This window comes from Shewanella denitrificans OS217 (genome assembly GCF_000013765.1).
In the GTDB taxonomy this organism is placed as follows: Bacteria; Pseudomonadota; Gammaproteobacteria; order Enterobacterales; family Shewanellaceae; genus Shewanella; species Shewanella denitrificans.
The window spans coordinates 1,132,018-1,149,283 of the sequence record NC_007954.1 but is presented as its reverse complement, the minus strand read 5'-3'; the positions used below and the strand labels follow the sequence as shown (position 1 = coordinate 1,149,283).

The window sequence follows — 17,266 nt, the reverse complement described above, 5'->3', positions numbered from 1 at the left end:
CCTTAGGATGTTACAAGTACCTAGAATTATAAGGTGCGTGCGACTTCAATGGTTTCGAAGACTTCAATCTGGTCGCCTACGCGAACGTCATTGTAGTTCTTCACACCGATACCACATTCCATGCCGTTACGGACTTCAGTAGCATCATCTTTGAAGCGGCGTAATGACTCAAGCTCACCTTCATAGATAACCACGTTGTCACGTAGAACACGGATTGGCGCGCTGCGCTTAACGATACCTTCAGTCACCATACAACCCGCGATTGCGCCGATCTTAGGAGACTTAAACACGTCACGAACTTCAGCCAGACCGATAATCTGTTGCTTAAATTCAGGAGCTAACATGCCCGTCATTGCAGCACGAACTTCATCAATTAGATTATAGATGATGCTGTAGTAACGTAGATCAACACTTTCAGCTTCGATAGTCTTACGCGCTTGTGCATCGGCACGAACATTAAAGCCAACCATGATAGCGTTAGAGGCTGCTGCCAATGTTGCATCAGTTTCAGTCAATGCACCTACACCGCGCGCTATGATGTTCACTTTCACTTCAGCAGTAGATAGACCCGTTAACGAATCACAAATTGCTTCCAATGAACCTTGAACGTCTGCTTTAAGCACGATATTAAGTTCTTGAACTTCACCTTCTTCCATGTTGGCAAACATGTTTTCAAGCTTAGACTTCTGCTGACGAGCAAGTTTAACATCACGGAACTTGCCTTGACGATAAAGTGCAACTTCACGCGCTTTACGCTCATCACGTACTACAGTCGCTTCATCACCTGCCGATGGCACGCCAGAAAGACCTAAGATCTCAACAGGGATAGAAGGACCCGCTTCTGTGATTGCATTACCGTTTTCGTCTTTCATTGCACGGATTTTACCGTACATTAAGCCACAAAGAACGATATCACCTTGACGCAAGGTACCAGACTGAACCAATACAGTTGCGACTGGACCACGGCCTTTATCAAGTTGTGATTCAATAACCACACCTGCTGCCATGCCTTCACGAACCGCTTTAAGTTCAAGAACTTCAGACTGCAATAAAATGCCTTCTAATAGTTCATCTACGCCTTCACCCGTCTTAGCTGATAGGTGAACGAACATGTTGTCGCCGCCCCAATCATCTGACATTACGCCATGCTGAGACAATTCGCTCTTAACACGCTCTGGATCAGCATCAGGCTTATCCATTTTGTTAACCGCGACGATTAACGGCACATTACCGGCTTTAGCGTGTTGGATTGCTTCGATAGTCTGTGGCATTACGCCATCATCTGCAGCAACAACCAAAATAACAATATCGGTCGCCTTAGCACCACGAGCACGCATAGAAGTAAACGCGGCGTGACCCGGTGTATCTAAGAAGGTGATCATGCCATTGTCTGTTTCAACATGGTATGCACCGATATGCTGAGTAATACCACCGGCTTCACCAGCAGCAACTTTTGCACGACGGATATAATCAAGTAATGATGTTTTACCGTGGTCGACGTGACCCATGATAGTCACAACTGGCGCACGTGTTTCTAACTTAACGTTGTCATCACGATCGCCAAGCACTTGCTCTTCTAGTTCGTTTTCACGAAGTAAAACAACCTTGTGACCCATCTCTTCTGCAACCATTTGCGCAGTTTCTTGATCAAGAATTTGGTTAATGGTCACCATTGAACCCATCTTCATCATCTGCTTGATGATTTCAGTGGCTTTAACGGCCATTAAATGAGCCAATTCAGCTACAGAAACGGTTTCACCGATGCGAACATCACGGCTTACGGCTGCCACTGGCTTGTTAAAGCCGTGCGCCATAGACTGAGGTGCAGTGCTGCGGTTACGCATGTGCTTTTCACGACCGTCACGGGCATCTTTACCGCCACGCTTCTTGTTGGTCGGCTTGTTACGGGCACGACGTCCACGCTTTTCATCATCCATATCTGAACTGTCTTCAGCGGCGCGAGCCACTTTAGAGGTAGTGACATGGTGATCGCCATTCTTTTCAGCTTCAAGGCGTAAACGCTCTTCTTCTGCCCAGCGCTTAGAGTTGACTTCAGCTAATTTCTTAGCTTCTTCAGCAGCTTGTGCCGCTTCCTCTTTTTGCTTTTTAGTTAGCACAGCTTCTTGAGTCGCTTTGATGCGCTCCGCTTCAGCGCGCGCTGCAGCAGCTTCTGGCGTTTCAGCTTTCAGTTCAGCTTTTGGCTTAGGTGCTGGCGCCTGTGGCGCTTTTTCCTTGGCTTTGTTAGCTTCAGCTTTTGCTTTGGCTTCTGCCGCCGCTTTAGCTTGTGCTTCGGCGTCAGCTTTTTGCTTAGCTTCTGCAGCCGCTTTTGCGTCTGCTTCGGCTTTAGCCTTAGCTTCAAGTTCCGCTTGGTCGACTAACTCGCTGTCATCGCGCTTAACGAAGGTACGCTTTTTACGCACTTCAACTTTAACGTCTTTTGACTGACCACCACCGGCGGGCACGCTTAAGGTCGACACTGTTTTACGTTGTAATGTCATTTTTGTTGGCGCTTTATCAGCACCGTGCTGCTTCTTTAGGTAATCGAGTAACTGTTGTTTCTCAGTTTCTGATACTGTATCAGCTTGACCTTTTTTAAGGCCTGCTTCAGAAAACTGCTCAATCAGTCGCTCAACACTTTTACCCACTTCCGCGGCTAATTTTTGTACGCTTGTATCTGCCATCAATTAAATCCCCCTGTTGATCGACTTATGCTTCTTCGCCAAACCAACAGATATTGCGGGCCGCCATGATGAGCTCACCTGCTTTTGCTTCTGTTAATTCTTCAATTTCGATCAAATCGTCTATGCCTTGTTCGGCTAGGTCTTCTAAAGTCACAACGCCTTTGCTCGCTAGAACATAAGCTAAATGCCTTTCCAACCCTTCCAATGCTAATAAATCTTCACTTGGCTCAGCGCCATCTAATGCTTCTTCCGTGGCTAATGCACGGGTAGAAATAGCCGCTTTTGCACGTTCACGTAATGTTTCTACTATGTCACTATCAAAACCATCGATAGCTAGTAATTCCGCTTCTGGTACGTAAGCGATTTCTTCTAATGAAGTGAAGCCTTCTTCTGCAAGCACAGTTGCAAAGTCAGTATCCACTTCCAGGGCGCTCACGAATAAGTCGATCACCTTGGCACTTTCTGCCTGGTGCTTCTTATTCATGTCTTCCACTGTCATTACGTTCAGTTCCCAGCCGGTAAGCTGAGTCGCTAAACGTACGTTTTGTCCATTTCGACCAATGGCTTGTGCCAAACTATCGGCTTCAACGGCGATATCCATAGAATGGTTATCTTCGTCGACTATGATAGAAGCCACATCGGCTGGTGCCATGGCATTGATCACATATTGCGCTGGATTCTCATCCCACAACACGATATCAACACGCTCACCGCCAAGCTCGTTAGAAACGGCTTGAACACGTGCGCCGCGCATGCCCACACAAGCACCGATAGGGTCGATACGTCTATCGTTAGACTTAACGGCTATCTTAGCGCGAGCACCAGGATCACGAGCTGCGCCCATGATTTCGATCATCTCGTCGTATATTTCAGGCACTTCAACACGGAACAGTTCGATCAGCATTTCAGGCTTAGAGCGAGTTAAAAATAACTGCGCGCCGCGTGCTTCAGGACGGACTGAGTAAAGTAATGCGCGAACGCGGTCACCTGGACGGAAAGACTCACGGCTGATCAAATCTTCTTTGAACAGCACGCCGTCAGCATTGTTACCTAAGTCGACAACCACGTTTTCACGGCTGCTTTTCTTAACAATACCAGTAACAATCTCACCTTCTTTTTCGATGAACTGTTCTACAACTTGGGCGCGCTCTGCTTCACGTACTTTTTGTACTATGACTTGCTTCGCGGTTTGGGTCGTAATACGGTCAAAAACCACAGAATCAATTTGGTCTTCTATGTATTGACCAGGCTCTATGCCTGGCTCTTCGTAACGGGCCGCTTCTAAGGTGATTTCACTGTACGGATTTTCTAATGCTTCACCTTGATCGTCAACCACCATCCAACGACGGAAAGTGTCGTAGTGACCCGTTTTACGATCGATAGCAACACGAACCTCGATGTCACCTTCGTACTTTTTCTTGGTTGCTGTAGCTAGTGCAATTTCTAGCGCTTCAAATATTTTTTCGCGGGGTACGGCTTTTTCATTAGAAACTGCCTCTGCGACTAGCAGGATTTCTTTATTCATATCGTCTTGCCTCGTTCACCTTGAAACCATCAAAACTTAGCGATAATGTTGCCTTTACGGATATTATCCAAGGCAATAATCAAGTCTTTACCATCAACGTTAAGTGTCAAGATCTGACCTTCAACTTTACTGATGACGCCTTTTAAATTACGACTACCCGCAACAGGCATAGTCAATTGAACTTTCGCATCCTCACCGATATAAGCCTGATACTGCGCGGCAGTAAATAAAGGCCTATCAACACCAGGTGAAGAAACTTCTAATGTGTATTCGGTCGTAATGGGGTCTTCAACATCCAGTACCGCACTGACTTGACGACTGGTTTCGGCACAGTCTTCAATAAATATGCCTTTTTCACTGTCGATAAAAACACGCACTATCGAGTGACGACCAGCATGAACGAACTCTATGCCCCAAAGCTCGAAACCCAAGGCTTCAACTGGCACAGTGAGCATTTCGACCAGTCTAGATTCTATTGTTGCCAAAAATGACCCCCAGAAAAACGAAAAAAGGGCTAATAGCCCCCGAACTTACCGCAAAAAACACGGTTTTTAAAAGTCCATATAACAAAAAACCCCGTAATCACGAGGTCTTCTTATTATAGAACCTGTAAATTGTAATATGCATTCGTTCGATGAATTTCATATTACAAAAGCTGGTTGCGGGGGCCGGATTTGAACCGACGACCTTCGGGTTATGAGCCCGACGAGCTACCAAACTGCTCCACCCCGCGTCAACTGGCTGCAAGTATATTGATTTCTCACTATGCTTGCAATCACTAATCATGTAACGCCTTACTTGATTAGTGTTTAAATGGTGCCGAGAGCGGGACTTGAACCCGCACGTCCGTTAGGACACAGCCACCTCAAGGCTGCGCGTATACCAATTTCACCACCTCGGCTAATCTTGCTTAATCAGGAATATTAGTTCCTGTTTCTTCTGTCACTGGCGCTTGTTCAACAACTTGCTCAGCAGCAGAATTAATTTCGTTCCAAGCATCGCCTTGCTTAACATGGTTAGCACTTAAGTTACCGATAATCAGGCTTAAGGCGAAAAAACCAATTGCTAGCACAGCCGTGCTGCGTGTCAGGAAGTTACCTGAACCGCTTGAACCGAACAAAGTGCCTGAAGCACCTGCTCCAAAAGATGCACCCATATCGGCACCTTTCCCCTGCTGGATTAAGATAAGGCCCACTAGACCTATCGACACCATCAGATATACAACCATTAATACTTCATACATAATCTAGGCACTCATCGCTATGGTACATAAGCTCAAAAACTCGCTCGAGTTTAAACTAGCACCGCCTATCAGTCCACCATCAACATCGGGCTGGGCAAACAAGTCTGCCGCATTGCTAGGGGTAACGCTACCACCGTATAAAATTCTGACATTCTCTCCAATAAAGGGAGACACTTCAGAGAGACGTTTGCGAATAAACGCATGTACTTCTTGCGCCTGCTCTGGTGTAGCGCTTTTACCTGTCCCTACGGCCCATAAAGGTTCGTAAGCGATAATGGCGTTATCAAAAGCCATGGTACCGTTTTTTTCTATGACTATATCCAACTCTTCGGCAATCACCTCAAAGGTGCGTCTTGCTTCTCGTGCTGGACCTGACTCACCGACACAAAGGATCGGGGTCAAACCATGTTTTTGTGCGGCAGCGAATTTCTCTGCCACTATGTTACTCGTCTCACCGTACATACGGCGGCGCTCGGAGTGTCCGATAATTACATATCGACATCCTGAATCTTTTAGCATCTGCCCGGATATCTCACCGGTATAAGCCCCAAAGTCATGTTGACTGACATTTTGAGCGCCCATTCTAACTAACGCACCATCTAAGGCTTGTTTATTATCTTCAAGCAGTTGCCTAACACTTTCTAGGTATATTGAAGGCGGGCATAGCACCACCTCAGCAGAATCATTTTGGAGCTTAGAAGCAAATTTCTTGAATAGCTCTTGGGCCAGTGCCGCATTGCCATTCATTTTCCAATTGCCCGCCACCATAGGACGCCTGAGTGCCATAACTGTCTCCTCCTGAAAGCGGCGTGAATAATAGCGAACCGCTTATCAAGTTACAATAGCTAACATGGGATTATTTGAAATATCGCGTCGATATGGATGTTTTTTATACTTCAACGTGATTTATCAATGAATTAGCCAAGGGAATCTGGCCCCTTGGCACTCGATTAACAATTAACAGCCTAATTTTACCGCAGCGGCGATCCGATTGGCATGGGCCAAGACTAAGTCATGGTCATCCCCTTCGACCATGACGCGGATCAAAGGCTCAGTGCCTGACTTACGTAATAACACACGACCACGAGCCCCTAACGACTGCTCAACTTCCCGTTGTGCACTCTTTACTAAGTCTGAATCCAGTGGGTTGTTACTGCCTTCAAAACGCACATTAATGAGCACTTGTGGCAACATTTTCATTGGTTCAACCAACTGCTCCAATGTGGCATTTTGACGACGCATTGCGGCTAAGACTAATATACCAGCCACTATGCCATCACCTGTCGTGCCATGATCTAGGTCTAATATGTGGCCAGAATTTTCGCCACCGATACGCCAATCATTTTTCTTAAGCATTTCCATCACGTATCTATCGCCAACATTGGAGCGAAGAAAAGGAATATCTAATGCTTGTAAGGCAAGATCTAAGCCTAAATTGGACATTAAGGTACCGACAACGCCGCCCTTAAGCTGGCCACGTTTTTGTGCGTCAGCAGCAAGGATATACAGAATTTGATCGCCATCTATGACTTCACCCTTGCGATTAACCATCATGATGCGATCACCATCACCATCCAGCGCTATGCCTAAATCGGCTCCTTCGGCCAATACAGTTTCACAAATTTTACCCATGGAAGTGGCGCCCACTTCATGGTTAATATTAGTGCCGTTTGGCTTGTCACCTATGGCAATCACCTCGGCACCCAGTTCACTGAAAACGCTAGGCGCTATATGGTAGGTCGCACCGTGAGCACAATCGACCACAATTTTAAGCCCTTCTAGGGTCTGATCCGCAGGAAAATTGCCTTTGCAATACTCAATATAGCGCCCGGCAGCATCATCGATGCGCTTCGCCTTACCTAGTAAGTGGGACTCTACACAGGTAAGGGGTTTTTCAAGTTCGGCTTCAATTTCAAGTTCGATAGCATCATCAAGCTTACTGCCATCGGTTGAGAAAAACTTGATGCCATTATCATAATAGGGGTTATGAGAGGCGCTTATCACTATGCCAGCTTCCGCCCTAAAGGTGCGGGTTAGGTAAGCCACGGCGGGCGTTGGCATCGGACCTACGAGCAAGACATTAAGACCCGCTGCCGACAATCCAGCCTCAAGGGCTGATTCAAATAGATAACCTGAAATACGGGTGTCTTTACCTATAATGACTTTCTTAGTGCCAGTTCGAGATAAAACTCGCCCCGCAGCCCAACCGAGTTTAAGCGCTAATTCTGGGGTCATTTTACCCGCGCCGACTTTTCCACGAATGCCATCGGTGCCAAAAAACTGTCTTTGTTTCACGTTTTCCTCGCTTAAGTGTTGCCACTTAGTGAAATAACTACTTCAAAATATCAAGATCTACTGTTGCTTTTAGTTCAAGCTAATAGACCTGCTTAATGACTGGCCATGGTCGCTGACATCACGCTTAGTACATCATGGGTCTCGGCCACATCATGAACACGCAAAATTCGTGCCCCTTGTTGCGCCGCAATTAATGCCCCCGCTAAGCTGCCTGCAAGGCGTTCATTAACCTCTCTTTGTAAAAGCTCGCCAATCATGCGCTTTCTTGATAAACCAATCAAGATTGGTAGATGAAAAGCATGCAATGCCGGCAATTGTGCTAACAGCTGATAGTTGTGCTCAAGGGTTTTGCCAAAGCCAAAACCTGGGTCGAGTAGGATGTGCTCCCTTTCAATCCCAGCGTCAAGGCAGGCATGGACTCTAGCATCAAAAAAATCACTGACTTCTAGAATGATATCTTGATACTCAGGTGAATCCTGCATGTCTTTAGGCTCACCTTTCATGTGCATTAAGCATACTGGGACTTGAAGAGTTGCCGCCATAGCTAAGGCGCCTTCGAGTTGCAATGCTCTGATATCATTGATCATATTGGCACCAGCATTGACTGCCGCCTGCATAACCTCAGGTTTACTGGTATCTATGGATATCCAGATTTTGTCTGCTGCACTGGCGTATTTTTTAGCGGCATATTCAATGACGGGAATAACCCGAGTAAGCTCCTGCTCAAGGGTGACTTCAGTCGCGCCAGGGCGGGTCGACTCACCGCCAATGTCTAAAATCATCGCGCCCTCTGCAACTAGTTTGTCCACCTGAGCACAAGCTGCATCGAAATTGTCGAATTGCCCACCATCGGAAAATGAATCTGGGGTGACATTCACTATGCCCATGACAACAGGCATACTTAAATCTAAAATTTTAGTTTTGCTCTTTATTTCAAACATCTTTTATCCATTGCGGCATTTTAAAGCCCATTAACCGGAAACTTTGATCTTTTAAAAACAAGAAAACCCCTAAACGGGGTTTTCTTTATTTATGCTACGCCCTACTTAGCAGGCGTACCATCGGCATCATCGACTTTTGGCTCAATTTCCGTATCTGAGTCAGATTTTTCTGGGCTAACGTCAGCTTTCTCGTCAGCACCAGCTTTTGGCGTATTGCCATCATCATCTGAGGTCTCATCTTTTTGCCATTCGGCAGGAAGACGAACTTCACGGCGATTCATTAAATCATCGATCTGCAATGAATCTATCGTCTCATACTTCATTAACGCATCTTTCATCGAGTGTAAGATATCCATGTTATCGTTGAGCAAACTTTGTGCTCTAGCATAATTCTTATCGATAAAGGCTTTGATTTCAGCATCTATGATCCTAGCAGTGTCATCAGACATAGCTTTAGATTTACCCATGCTACGACCTAAGAAAACTTCATTATCTTCTTCAGCATAAAGCAGTGGACCTAACTTGTCCGAGAAGCCCCACTGAGTCACCATGTTGCGCGCAATAGACGTCGCGTATTTGATGTCTTGTGATGCACCGGTCGACACTTTATCACTGCCGTAAATTAACTCTTCAGCAAGACGGCCACCATAGGCTACCGAAATTTGCGACTCAAGCTTTAGGCGGCTCTGACTAATGGCATCAGCCACAGGTAAGAAGAAAGTCACACCTAAGGCGCGGCCACGAGGAATGATAGTGACCTTGTGCACAGGGTCGTGCTCGGGGACTAGACAACCTACAATGGCATGACCGGCTTCATGATAAGCGGTCATTTCTTTTTCCGCTTCCGACATCACCATAGAACGGCGCTCTGCGCCCATCATGATTTTATCTTTAGCACGCTCAAACTCTTCCATGCTGACGACACGGCGATTACCACGGGCAGCAAACAAGGCAGCTTCGTTCACTAGGTTAGCAAGGTCTGCACCAGAGAATCCGGGTGTGCCACGAGCAATAACGCTGGCTTTAACATCATCAGACAAAGGCACTTTACGCATATGCACTTTCAAAATCTGCTCACGACCGCGTACATCCGGTAAGCCAACCACGACTTGACGGTCGAAACGGCCTGGACGCAATAACGCCGAGTCTAATACGTCTGGGCGGTTAGTTGCCGCGATGACGATAACGCCTTCGTTGCCTTCAAAACCATCCATCTCGACCAGCATTTGGTTAAGAGTTTGTTCCCTTTCATCATGACCACCACCGACACCTGCACCACGCTGACGACCTACGGCATCGATTTCATCGATAAAGATGATACAAGGCGCTGATTTTTTCGCTTGCTCGAACATGTCACGCACACGAGATGCACCGACACCGACAAACATTTCCACGAAGTCAGAACCTGAAATAGTAAAGAATGGTACCTTAGATTCACCGGCAATGGCTTTGGCCAGTAAGGTTTTACCTGTACCGGGTTGCCCTACCATCAAGACGCCTGTGGGTATGCGGCCGCCCAGTTTCTGGAATTTAGTGGGGTCACGCAGGTAATCCACTAATTCTTTAACTTCTTCTTTGGCTTCATCACAACCTGCCACATCGGCAAAGGTGGTTTTGATTTGATCTTCACTCATCAATTTGGCTTTACTCTTGCCAAATGACATTGCGCCCTTACCGCCACCACCTTGCATCTGGCGCATGAAGAATATCCACACCCCGATAAGCAGTAACATAGGGAACCAAGAAATAAAGATTTGAGTCAAGAAGCTTGATTCTTCCGCTTCTTGGCCTTTCATTGTAATGCCTTTACGGTCAAGGTCGTTGATCAAGTCTTGGTCATACATAGGCATGATGGTGACGAATTTCTCACCGGTACGCTTAGTGCCTTCGATAGTTCGCTGATCGCTTTTGATTTCAACCGTGTTAATTTGGCCACCACGAACACTGTCCAAAAAGGTGGAATAATCCATCTTCTGCGAATTCGAAGAAGAGGGGGAATAACCCTGAAATACCGACATCAACACTACGGCGATGACGACCCAGAGAATTAAATTTTTTGCCATGTCACTCAAATTACTAGACCTCGTTCAAGTCTTGCGATGATTAAGATTAGACTACTACAACTTGTATCCAGTCGCTACTAGATAGACTTCCCGAGAACGGGCGCGAGAGGAGTCTGGTTTGCGTGTTTTTACGGTTTTAAATGCTTGTTTGACTGATTTTATGTACTCATCAAAGCCTTCCCCCTGAAAGACCTTAACTGCAAAACAGCCATTAGGCGCCAATACTTGATGACACATTTCTAATGCTAATTCAACCAAGTACATAGCTCTAGGTTGATCGACGCCATCTGAACCGCTCATATTCGGAGCCATGTCAGATAGTACCACATCAACCTTGTCCTCACCTACCCTGTCAAGCAGCGCATTGAGGACATTTTCTTCGCGAAAGTCGCCTTGCAAGAAGTCGACGCCCACGATGGGATCCATAGGCAAAATGTCACAGGCAATGACCTTACCGTTGTCGCCGGCTAACTTAACCGCCACCTGAGACCAACCGCCAGGCGCGGCACCTAAGTCCACCACTGTCATGCCTTGGCGGATAAGATGATCTTTTTGCTGAATTTCTTCTAACTTAAATGCAGCACGTGACCTTAGCCCCCTTTTTTGTGCGAGTTTGACATAGTGATCATCAAAATGTTCTTGCATCCAGCGGGCTGAGCTGGCCGTTCGTTTTTTAGCTGACATTCAAATTCCATAACAATTGAGAGTTACACAGAGCTTATATAAGGGTAGAATAGCGGCTTTTCAATAGTAACTCAGCAAAAGTTGGTAGAAATGAACTTAACAACCAAACAAAAACAGCATTTAAAAGGCCTGGCGCATAATCTTAAGCCTGTGGTCATGCTGGGTGCCAATGGTTTGACTGAAGGTGTTCTAGCTGAAATTGACAGCGCATTAACACACCATGAACTTATCAAAGTTAAAGTAGCTGGCGCCGACAGAGAACTTAAAAATGCCATAGTCGATGCTATCGTGCGTGAAACTCAGTCAGCTAAAGTACAAGTTATTGGTCACGTGTTGGTGCTTTTCCGTCATTCTGCAGAAATGAAAATCGCCTTACCAAAAACCAAATAATCTTCGTGAGCTCAGGTTTAAGTTAAGTCACGACTTTACAACCTGAGGTATCAACAAGAAATAAGGCCACTGAATTCAGTGGCCTTATTGTTATCTTCCTCGGCAGAAAAGCCAAGTATTTATGAGCTAAACAGCCCCATAAAAGTGCAACTAAATGTACTCAACCGCAATAATTTCGTAATCCGTTAAACCACCAGGCGTAGTAATTGATACTTCATCGCCTTCATTTTTGCCAATAAGACCACGGGCAATAGGCGAGTTCACTGAGATCAAGTTCTGCTTAATATCAGCTTCATCATCACCCACGATGCGATACTTCACTTCTGCATCGGTTTCGACATTCAAAATTGTCACCGTGGTGCCAAAGATCACCCGCCCAGTGTTTTCTATTTTGGTGACATCAATGATCTGCGCGTTAGATAGCTTGCCTTCAATATCACGAATACGGGCTTCACAAATACCTTGATCTTCACGGGCCGCATGGTACTCGGCATTTTCTTTTAAATCACCGAGTTCTCGGGCCGATGCAATGGCTTCGGTGATCTTAGGACGACGATCAAATTTCAATAATTCTAATTCTTTACGTAGTTGCTCTGCGCCCACTACTGTCATAGGAACTTTACTCATAATTGCCTTAAGTCTCCTTGAGAAACAAAAACAGACTCTGTCGCTCTAATGAGCAACACAGTTTAGTCGTTCGGAATAACGCCGCCATGGCTTAGCTTAGATACACATTTTTATGGGAAATGATATTAGCGCTGGCAATGCCTTAATTTATACGATTGGTATAATTGCCGATAGCTTACCTAAGCTTTAGCAGACTTGCTAGTCATAGGGAATAAAAAAGGCCGCCCAGAGGCGGCCTTAATAATTAACCTCAGTGAAAGGTTAAGCTTTATTCAACACCCTTTGATGAAGCTCTTGCAAAGACGTCACATTGCTTCTGTCATCGGCTGAGTGCGCCATGCAAGTTGCAAATGCCGCATTCAGTGTGGTGGTGTAATTCACCTTGTAACGCAGTGCGCCGCGGCGAATTTGGCGTGAATCCTCAATGGCTTGACGCCCTTCGGTGGTGTTCACTATGTAGGTATATTCGCCATTTTTGATCCTATCAAGAATGTGCGGACGACCTTCATGGACCTTATTCACTAAGCGTGGGTTAATTCCTGCTTCACCAAGCACAATCGCAGTGCCGTGGGTTGCATCGATTTGATAACCAAGTTCAATTAACTTAGCCGCTAAATCTGCAACCCGTTTCTTATCGCTGTTACGCACAGAAAGTAAGGCGCGTCCAGATTTTGGCACTTCAGACGTCGCCCCAAGCTGCGCCTTGGCATAAGCTTCAGCAAAGGTATCACCCACGCCCATGACTTCACCCGTTGAGCGCATTTCTGGCCCTAACAGTGGATCGACACCAGGGAACTTGTTAAACGGCAATACCACTTCTTTAACTGAGTAAAACGGTGGGATGACTTCTGCGGTAAATCCTTGCTGCTTAAGACTTTGTCCCGCCATGACTCGCGCGGCAATCTTAGCTAATGGCACGCCAGTCGCTTTTGAAACGAAAGGCACAGTACGGGCAGCGCGGGGATTAACTTCAATCATGTAGATTTCGTTATCTTTCACCGCAAATTGCACGTTCATTAAGCCCACGACACCAAGCTCAAACGCCAATTTAGAGACTTGTACTCGCATCTCATCTTGGATAGCTTGGCTCAAAGTATAAGGTGGCAGTGAACAACCTGAATCCCCCGAGTGAACGCCCGCTTGCTCGATATGCTCCATAATGGCGCCAACTACTACGGTTTCTCCATCACAAATGGCGTCGATATCCACTTCGATGGCATCGTCTAAGAAGTGATCCAATAACACAGGTGACGCGTTAGACACGCTCACAGCCTCGTTGAAATAGCGCAATAAATCTTGTTTATCGTAGACGATTTCCATGGCACGGCCGCCAAGTACGTATGATGGGCGTACCACTAACGGGTAACCAATTTTTTCGCCTTCAATTACCGCACTTTCAACCGTAGTCACGGTCGCATTTTCTGGCTGCTTCATGTTAAGACGTTGAATGGCTTGCTGGAAACGCTCTCTGTCTTCGGCCCTATCAATAGCATCTGGGCTAGTGCCAATAATCGGCACACCTGCAGCTTCTAACTCGCGAGCTAATTTAAGTGGCGTTTGACCACCGTACTGCACGATAACGCCTTTTGGCTTCTCGATGCGGACGATTTCAAGCACATCTTCTAATGTCACAGGTTCAAAATAGAGTCTGTCCGAAGTGTCATAATCCGTAGATACGGTTTCAGGGTTACAGTTAACCATAATGGTTTCATAACCGTCTTCACGCAGGGCAAGCGCCGCGTGCACACAGCAATAATCGAATTCGATACCCTGGCCAATACGGTTTGGACCGCCACCTAAAATCATGATTTTGTCACGATTTGAAGGCAGTGCCTCACACTCATCTTCATAGGTCGAGTACATGTAGGCGGTATCTGTTGCAAATTCAGCAGCACAAGTATCGACGCGCTTGTACACAGGGTGAAGCTTGAACTTATGGCGCTGTTTACGCACTTCAGATTCACTCACGCCTAGTACATCGGCAAGACGCGAGTCAGCAAAACCTTTACGCTTCAATTTACGCAGAAAATCCGCATTTAAACCTGACATACCAGCATCTGCGACTTCTGACTCAAGTTTAATCAGCTCTTCAATTTGCACTAGAAACCAAGGGTCGATATTGGTCAGAGTAAAGACTTCATCGCTGGATAATCCGGCTCTGAACGCATCGGCTATATACCAAATACGATCGGCGCCTGGCTCTTTTAGCTCATGGCGAATACGTGTCATGGCATCCGTTGAAGCCAAGTCCACGATAGGATCGAAGCCATTACGAGACACTTCAAGGCCACGAAGGGCTTTTTGCAATGACTCTTGGAAAGTACGGCCAATGGCCATCACTTCACCCACAGATTTCATCTGAGTAGTTAATCTGTCGTTAGCACCGGCAAATTTTTCAAAGTTAAAGCGAGGAATTTTAGTGACCACATAATCGATGGCAGGCTCAAATGACGCTGGAGTACGACCACCTGTGATGTCATTCATCAATTCATCTAAGGTAAAGCCCACTGCCAATTTGGCGGCCACTTTGGCGATAGGGAAACCCGTGGCTTTTGACGCTAGCGCTGATGAGCGCGACACCCTAGGGTTCATCTCGATGATGACCATGCGGCCAGTTTCAGGGCAAATACCGAACTGCACGTTAGAACCGCCAGTTTCCACACCGATTTCACGCAATACCGCAAGTGAGGCATTACGCATCAGCTGGTATTCTTTGTCGGTTAAGGTTTGCGCTGGTGCCACTGTGATTGAATCACCTGTGTGCACGCCCATAGGGTCGAAGTTTTCAATGGCGCAGACTATGATGCAGTTATCATTTTTGTCGCGCACCACTTCCATTTCATATTCTTTCCAACCTATGAGTGACTCATCGATAAGCAGTTCATTGGTCGGTGACAAGTCTAAGCCTTGAGAACAAATCTCTTCGAACTCTTCCTTGTTATAGGCGATACCGCCGCCACTGCCGCCCATGGTAAATGAAGGGCGGATAATACAAGGGAAGCCCACCATGTCCAATACGCCATAAGCTTCATCCATATTATGGGCGATACCTGCGCGAGGACAATCAAGGCCGATGGCCTTCATGGCTTTGTCGAAGCGGCTTCTATCTTCAGCCTTGTCGATAGCATCGGCGGTAGCGCCAATCATTTCGACGTTAAACTCTTTTAACACCCCTTTGGCTTCAAGCTGCAAGGCGCAGTTAAGTGCGGTTTGGCCGCCCATGGTGGGTAATATCGCATCGGGACGTTCTTTGGCGATAATGTTACGCACTACTTCCCAGTGAATGGGCTCGATGTAGGTTGCATCGGCCATTTCTGGATCTGTCATTATGGTGGCTGGATTTGAATTCACCAGAATGACGCGATAGCCTTCTTCACGCAGCGCTTTACAGGCTTGAGCACCTGAATAATCAAACTCACATGCTTGTCCAATCACGATTGGACCAGCCCCTAGGATAAGAATACTTTTTATATCGGTACGTTTTGGCATTGCTTTTCTCTTCTCCCAGATAACGGATTACTTAACGTTGTGACGGTATTGTTCAATAAGCTCGATAAAGTGATCGAACAGTGGCGCGGCATCATTTGGGCCAGGGCTGGCTTCAGGGTGTCCCTGGAAGCTAAACGCCGGCTTGTCCGTTAAGTGAATACCTTGGAGTGAACCATCAAACAGTGACTTATGTGTGACTTTAATATTGGCAGGCAAAGTGGCTTCATCGGCAGCAAAACCATGGTTTTGACTGGTGATCATCACAGTGCCTTTTTCCACATTGCTTACCGGATGGTTAGCACCATGGTGACCGAATTTCATTTTTAAGGTTTTAGCGCCAGAAGCTAATGCAAGCAACTGATGACCAAGACAAATACCAAAAATTGGCACTTCAGTTTTTAGCAGAGCCTGAATGGCTTCAATGGCATAAGTACAAGGTGCTGGATCACCAGGTCCATTGGATAAAAATACCCCATCTGGATTCATCGCCAGTACTTCGCTTGCAGGTGTTTGTGCTGGAACCACAGTCACATCACAACCTCTGTCCACCAACATGCGTAAAATATTGTGTTTTACGCCATAGTCATAAGCAACGACCTTATATTTAAGCTCATCGCTTGGGGTATCATGAGGTAAACCGCCCACTAAACGCCAACTGCCATTGCGCCAGTTATAGGCTTTATCTGTAGTCACTTCTTTAGCGAGATCCATGCCCTTAAGACCTGGGAAGGCTTTAGCTTCAGCTAAGGCTTTGGCTTCATCAATATCGCCCACCATGATGCAACCGGCTAAGGCACCTTTTTCACGCAAAATACGGGTCAGCTTACGGGTATCTATATCGGCGATACCGACGACATTATTAGCAACCAGATAATCACTCAAAGACTGCTGATTACGAAAATTACTTGCCAGTAGCGGTAAGTCACGAATAATCAGACCACAGGCGTGAACCCCTGTGGATTCTGTGTCTTCATCATTGGTACCTGTATTACCTATGTGAGGGTAAGTTAAGGTAACGATTTGTCGAGAATAGGAAGGATCCGTTAAGATTTCTTGGTAACCTGTCATCGAAGTATTAAATACCACTTCACCAACAGACATTCCTTTAGCACCAATTGCTGTGCCAGAAAAAACGCTTCCATCTTCGAGTACGAGTAAGGCAGACTGTGTCAACGCGACCTCCAAAGAGCCAAAACATTAAAAGTAAATGATGTATTTTGTTACTAATTTACAACTTATGTCTAAGGATAAAAATTACACACATTTTATCGAGTCTACATAAGTTAGCACGTCTATTCCTTTAGCGTGTTTTCGTTTAAAAAAAAACC

13 protein-coding genes and 2 tRNA genes are annotated in these 17,266 nt (G+C 46.2%); 1 reads left to right on the top strand and 14 read right to left on the bottom strand.

Features of this window, described 5'->3' with window-relative positions; all coding sequences use genetic code 11:
- Positions 1–26 precede the first annotated feature (26 nt).
- From infB to rlmE, 11 genes are all read right to left on the bottom strand, one after another.
- Positions 27–2,681, bottom strand: coding sequence for a translation initiation factor IF-2 (infB, locus tag SDEN_RS05245; RefSeq protein ID WP_011495459.1), 2,655 nt, complete (start codon positions 2,679–2,681; stop codon positions 27–29).
- Positions 2,682–2,706: 25 nt separating this feature from the next.
- Positions 2,707–4,206 carry a transcription termination factor NusA gene (gene nusA / locus SDEN_RS05240; protein WP_011495458.1) on the bottom strand — a complete coding sequence of 500 codons (1,500 nt, stop codon included), beginning with the start codon at positions 4,204–4,206 and terminating at the stop codon, positions 2,707–2,709.
- 29 nt (positions 4,207–4,235) lie between these two features.
- A complete protein-coding gene (gene rimP, locus SDEN_RS05235) occupies positions 4,236–4,691 on the bottom strand; it encodes a ribosome maturation factor RimP (RefSeq protein ID WP_011495457.1) in 456 nt (151 codons plus the stop codon).
- Between the two features lie 171 nt (positions 4,692–4,862).
- Positions 4,863–4,939, bottom strand: a tRNA-Met gene (locus SDEN_RS05230).
- A gap of 81 nt (positions 4,940–5,020) precedes the next feature.
- Positions 5,021–5,107: transfer RNA gene (locus SDEN_RS05225), tRNA-Leu, on the bottom strand.
- Between the two features lie 9 nt (positions 5,108–5,116).
- Entirely contained in the window at positions 5,117–5,449 is a 333-nt protein-coding gene (gene secG, locus SDEN_RS05220; RefSeq protein ID WP_011495456.1) for a preprotein translocase subunit SecG, read from the bottom strand.
- A gap of 3 nt (positions 5,450–5,452) precedes the next feature.
- On the bottom strand, positions 5,453–6,235 hold the full coding sequence (gene tpiA / locus SDEN_RS05215; RefSeq protein ID WP_011495455.1) for a triose-phosphate isomerase: 783 nt from the start codon (positions 6,233–6,235) through the stop codon (positions 5,453–5,455).
- Between the two features lie 171 nt (positions 6,236–6,406).
- Positions 6,407–7,744: a phosphoglucosamine mutase gene (glmM, locus tag SDEN_RS05210; RefSeq protein ID WP_011495454.1), complete on the bottom strand. Its 1,338-nt coding sequence runs from the start codon at positions 7,742–7,744 to the stop codon at positions 6,407–6,409.
- Between the two features lie 92 nt (positions 7,745–7,836).
- Complete coding sequence (gene folP, locus SDEN_RS05205; RefSeq protein WP_011495453.1) at positions 7,837–8,685, bottom strand: dihydropteroate synthase; 849 nt, start codon at positions 8,683–8,685, stop codon at positions 7,837–7,839.
- 101 nt (positions 8,686–8,786) lie between these two features.
- A complete protein-coding gene (gene ftsH, locus SDEN_RS05200) occupies positions 8,787–10,757 on the bottom strand; it encodes an ATP-dependent zinc metalloprotease FtsH (protein ID WP_011495452.1) in 1,971 nt (656 codons plus the stop codon).
- Between the two features lie 45 nt (positions 10,758–10,802).
- Positions 10,803–11,432: a 23S rRNA (uridine(2552)-2'-O)-methyltransferase RlmE gene (rlmE, locus tag SDEN_RS05195; protein ID WP_011495451.1), complete on the bottom strand. Its 630-nt coding sequence runs from the start codon at positions 11,430–11,432 to the stop codon at positions 10,803–10,805.
- A gap of 90 nt (positions 11,433–11,522) precedes the next feature.
- On the opposite strand from rlmE, the gene yhbY reads away from it, so the two are divergent.
- Positions 11,523–11,822: a ribosome assembly RNA-binding protein YhbY gene (gene yhbY / locus SDEN_RS05190; RefSeq protein ID WP_011495450.1), complete on the top strand. Its 300-nt coding sequence runs from the start codon at positions 11,523–11,525 to the stop codon at positions 11,820–11,822.
- A 150-nt stretch (positions 11,823–11,972) separates the two neighbouring features.
- Here the strand turns inward: yhbY and greA are convergent, their stop codons facing one another.
- The 3 genes from greA to carA form a co-directional block, all read right to left on the bottom strand.
- Positions 11,973–12,449 carry a transcription elongation factor GreA gene (greA, locus tag SDEN_RS05185; RefSeq protein WP_011495449.1) on the bottom strand — a complete coding sequence of 159 codons (477 nt, stop codon included), beginning with the start codon at positions 12,447–12,449 and terminating at the stop codon, positions 11,973–11,975.
- A gap of 261 nt (positions 12,450–12,710) precedes the next feature.
- Positions 12,711–15,938, bottom strand: a complete 3,228-nt coding sequence (carB, locus tag SDEN_RS05180) for a carbamoyl-phosphate synthase large subunit (protein ID WP_011495448.1) — start codon at positions 15,936–15,938, stop codon at positions 12,711–12,713.
- 27 nt (positions 15,939–15,965) lie between these two features.
- Positions 15,966–17,123 (bottom strand): glutamine-hydrolyzing carbamoyl-phosphate synthase small subunit, encoded by a 1,158-nt coding sequence (carA, locus tag SDEN_RS05175; protein WP_086022095.1) that lies wholly within the window; start codon positions 17,121–17,123, stop codon positions 15,966–15,968.
- Positions 17,124–17,266 lie beyond the last annotated feature (143 nt).

Excerpts from the sequence above, each read along its gene's own strand:
- secG (WP_011495456.1), bottom strand. The coding sequence starts at position 5,449 with ATGTATGAAGTATTAATGGTTGTATATCTGATGGTGTCGATAGGTCTA.
- nusA (WP_011495458.1), bottom strand. The coding sequence starts at position 4,206 with ATGAATAAAGAAATCCTGCTAGTCGCAGAGGCAGTTTCTAATGAAAAA.
- tpiA (WP_011495455.1), bottom strand. The coding sequence starts at position 6,235 with ATGGCACTCAGGCGTCCTATGGTGGCGGGCAATTGGAAAATGAATGGC.
- rlmE (WP_011495451.1), bottom strand. The coding sequence starts at position 11,432 with ATGTCAGCTAAAAAACGAACGGCCAGCTCAGCCCGCTGGATGCAAGAA.
- infB (WP_011495459.1), bottom strand. The coding sequence starts at position 2,681 with ATGGCAGATACAAGCGTACAAAAATTAGCCGCGGAAGTGGGTAAAAGT.
- yhbY (WP_011495450.1), top strand. The coding sequence starts at position 11,523 with ATGAACTTAACAACCAAACAAAAACAGCATTTAAAAGGCCTGGCGCAT.
- greA (WP_011495449.1), bottom strand. The coding sequence starts at position 12,449 with ATGAGTAAAGTTCCTATGACAGTAGTGGGCGCAGAGCAACTACGTAAA.
- folP (WP_011495453.1), bottom strand. The coding sequence starts at position 8,685 with ATGTTTGAAATAAAGAGCAAAACTAAAATTTTAGATTTAAGTATGCCT.
- carB (WP_011495448.1), bottom strand. The coding sequence starts at position 15,938 with ATGCCAAAACGTACCGATATAAAAAGTATTCTTATCCTAGGGGCTGGT.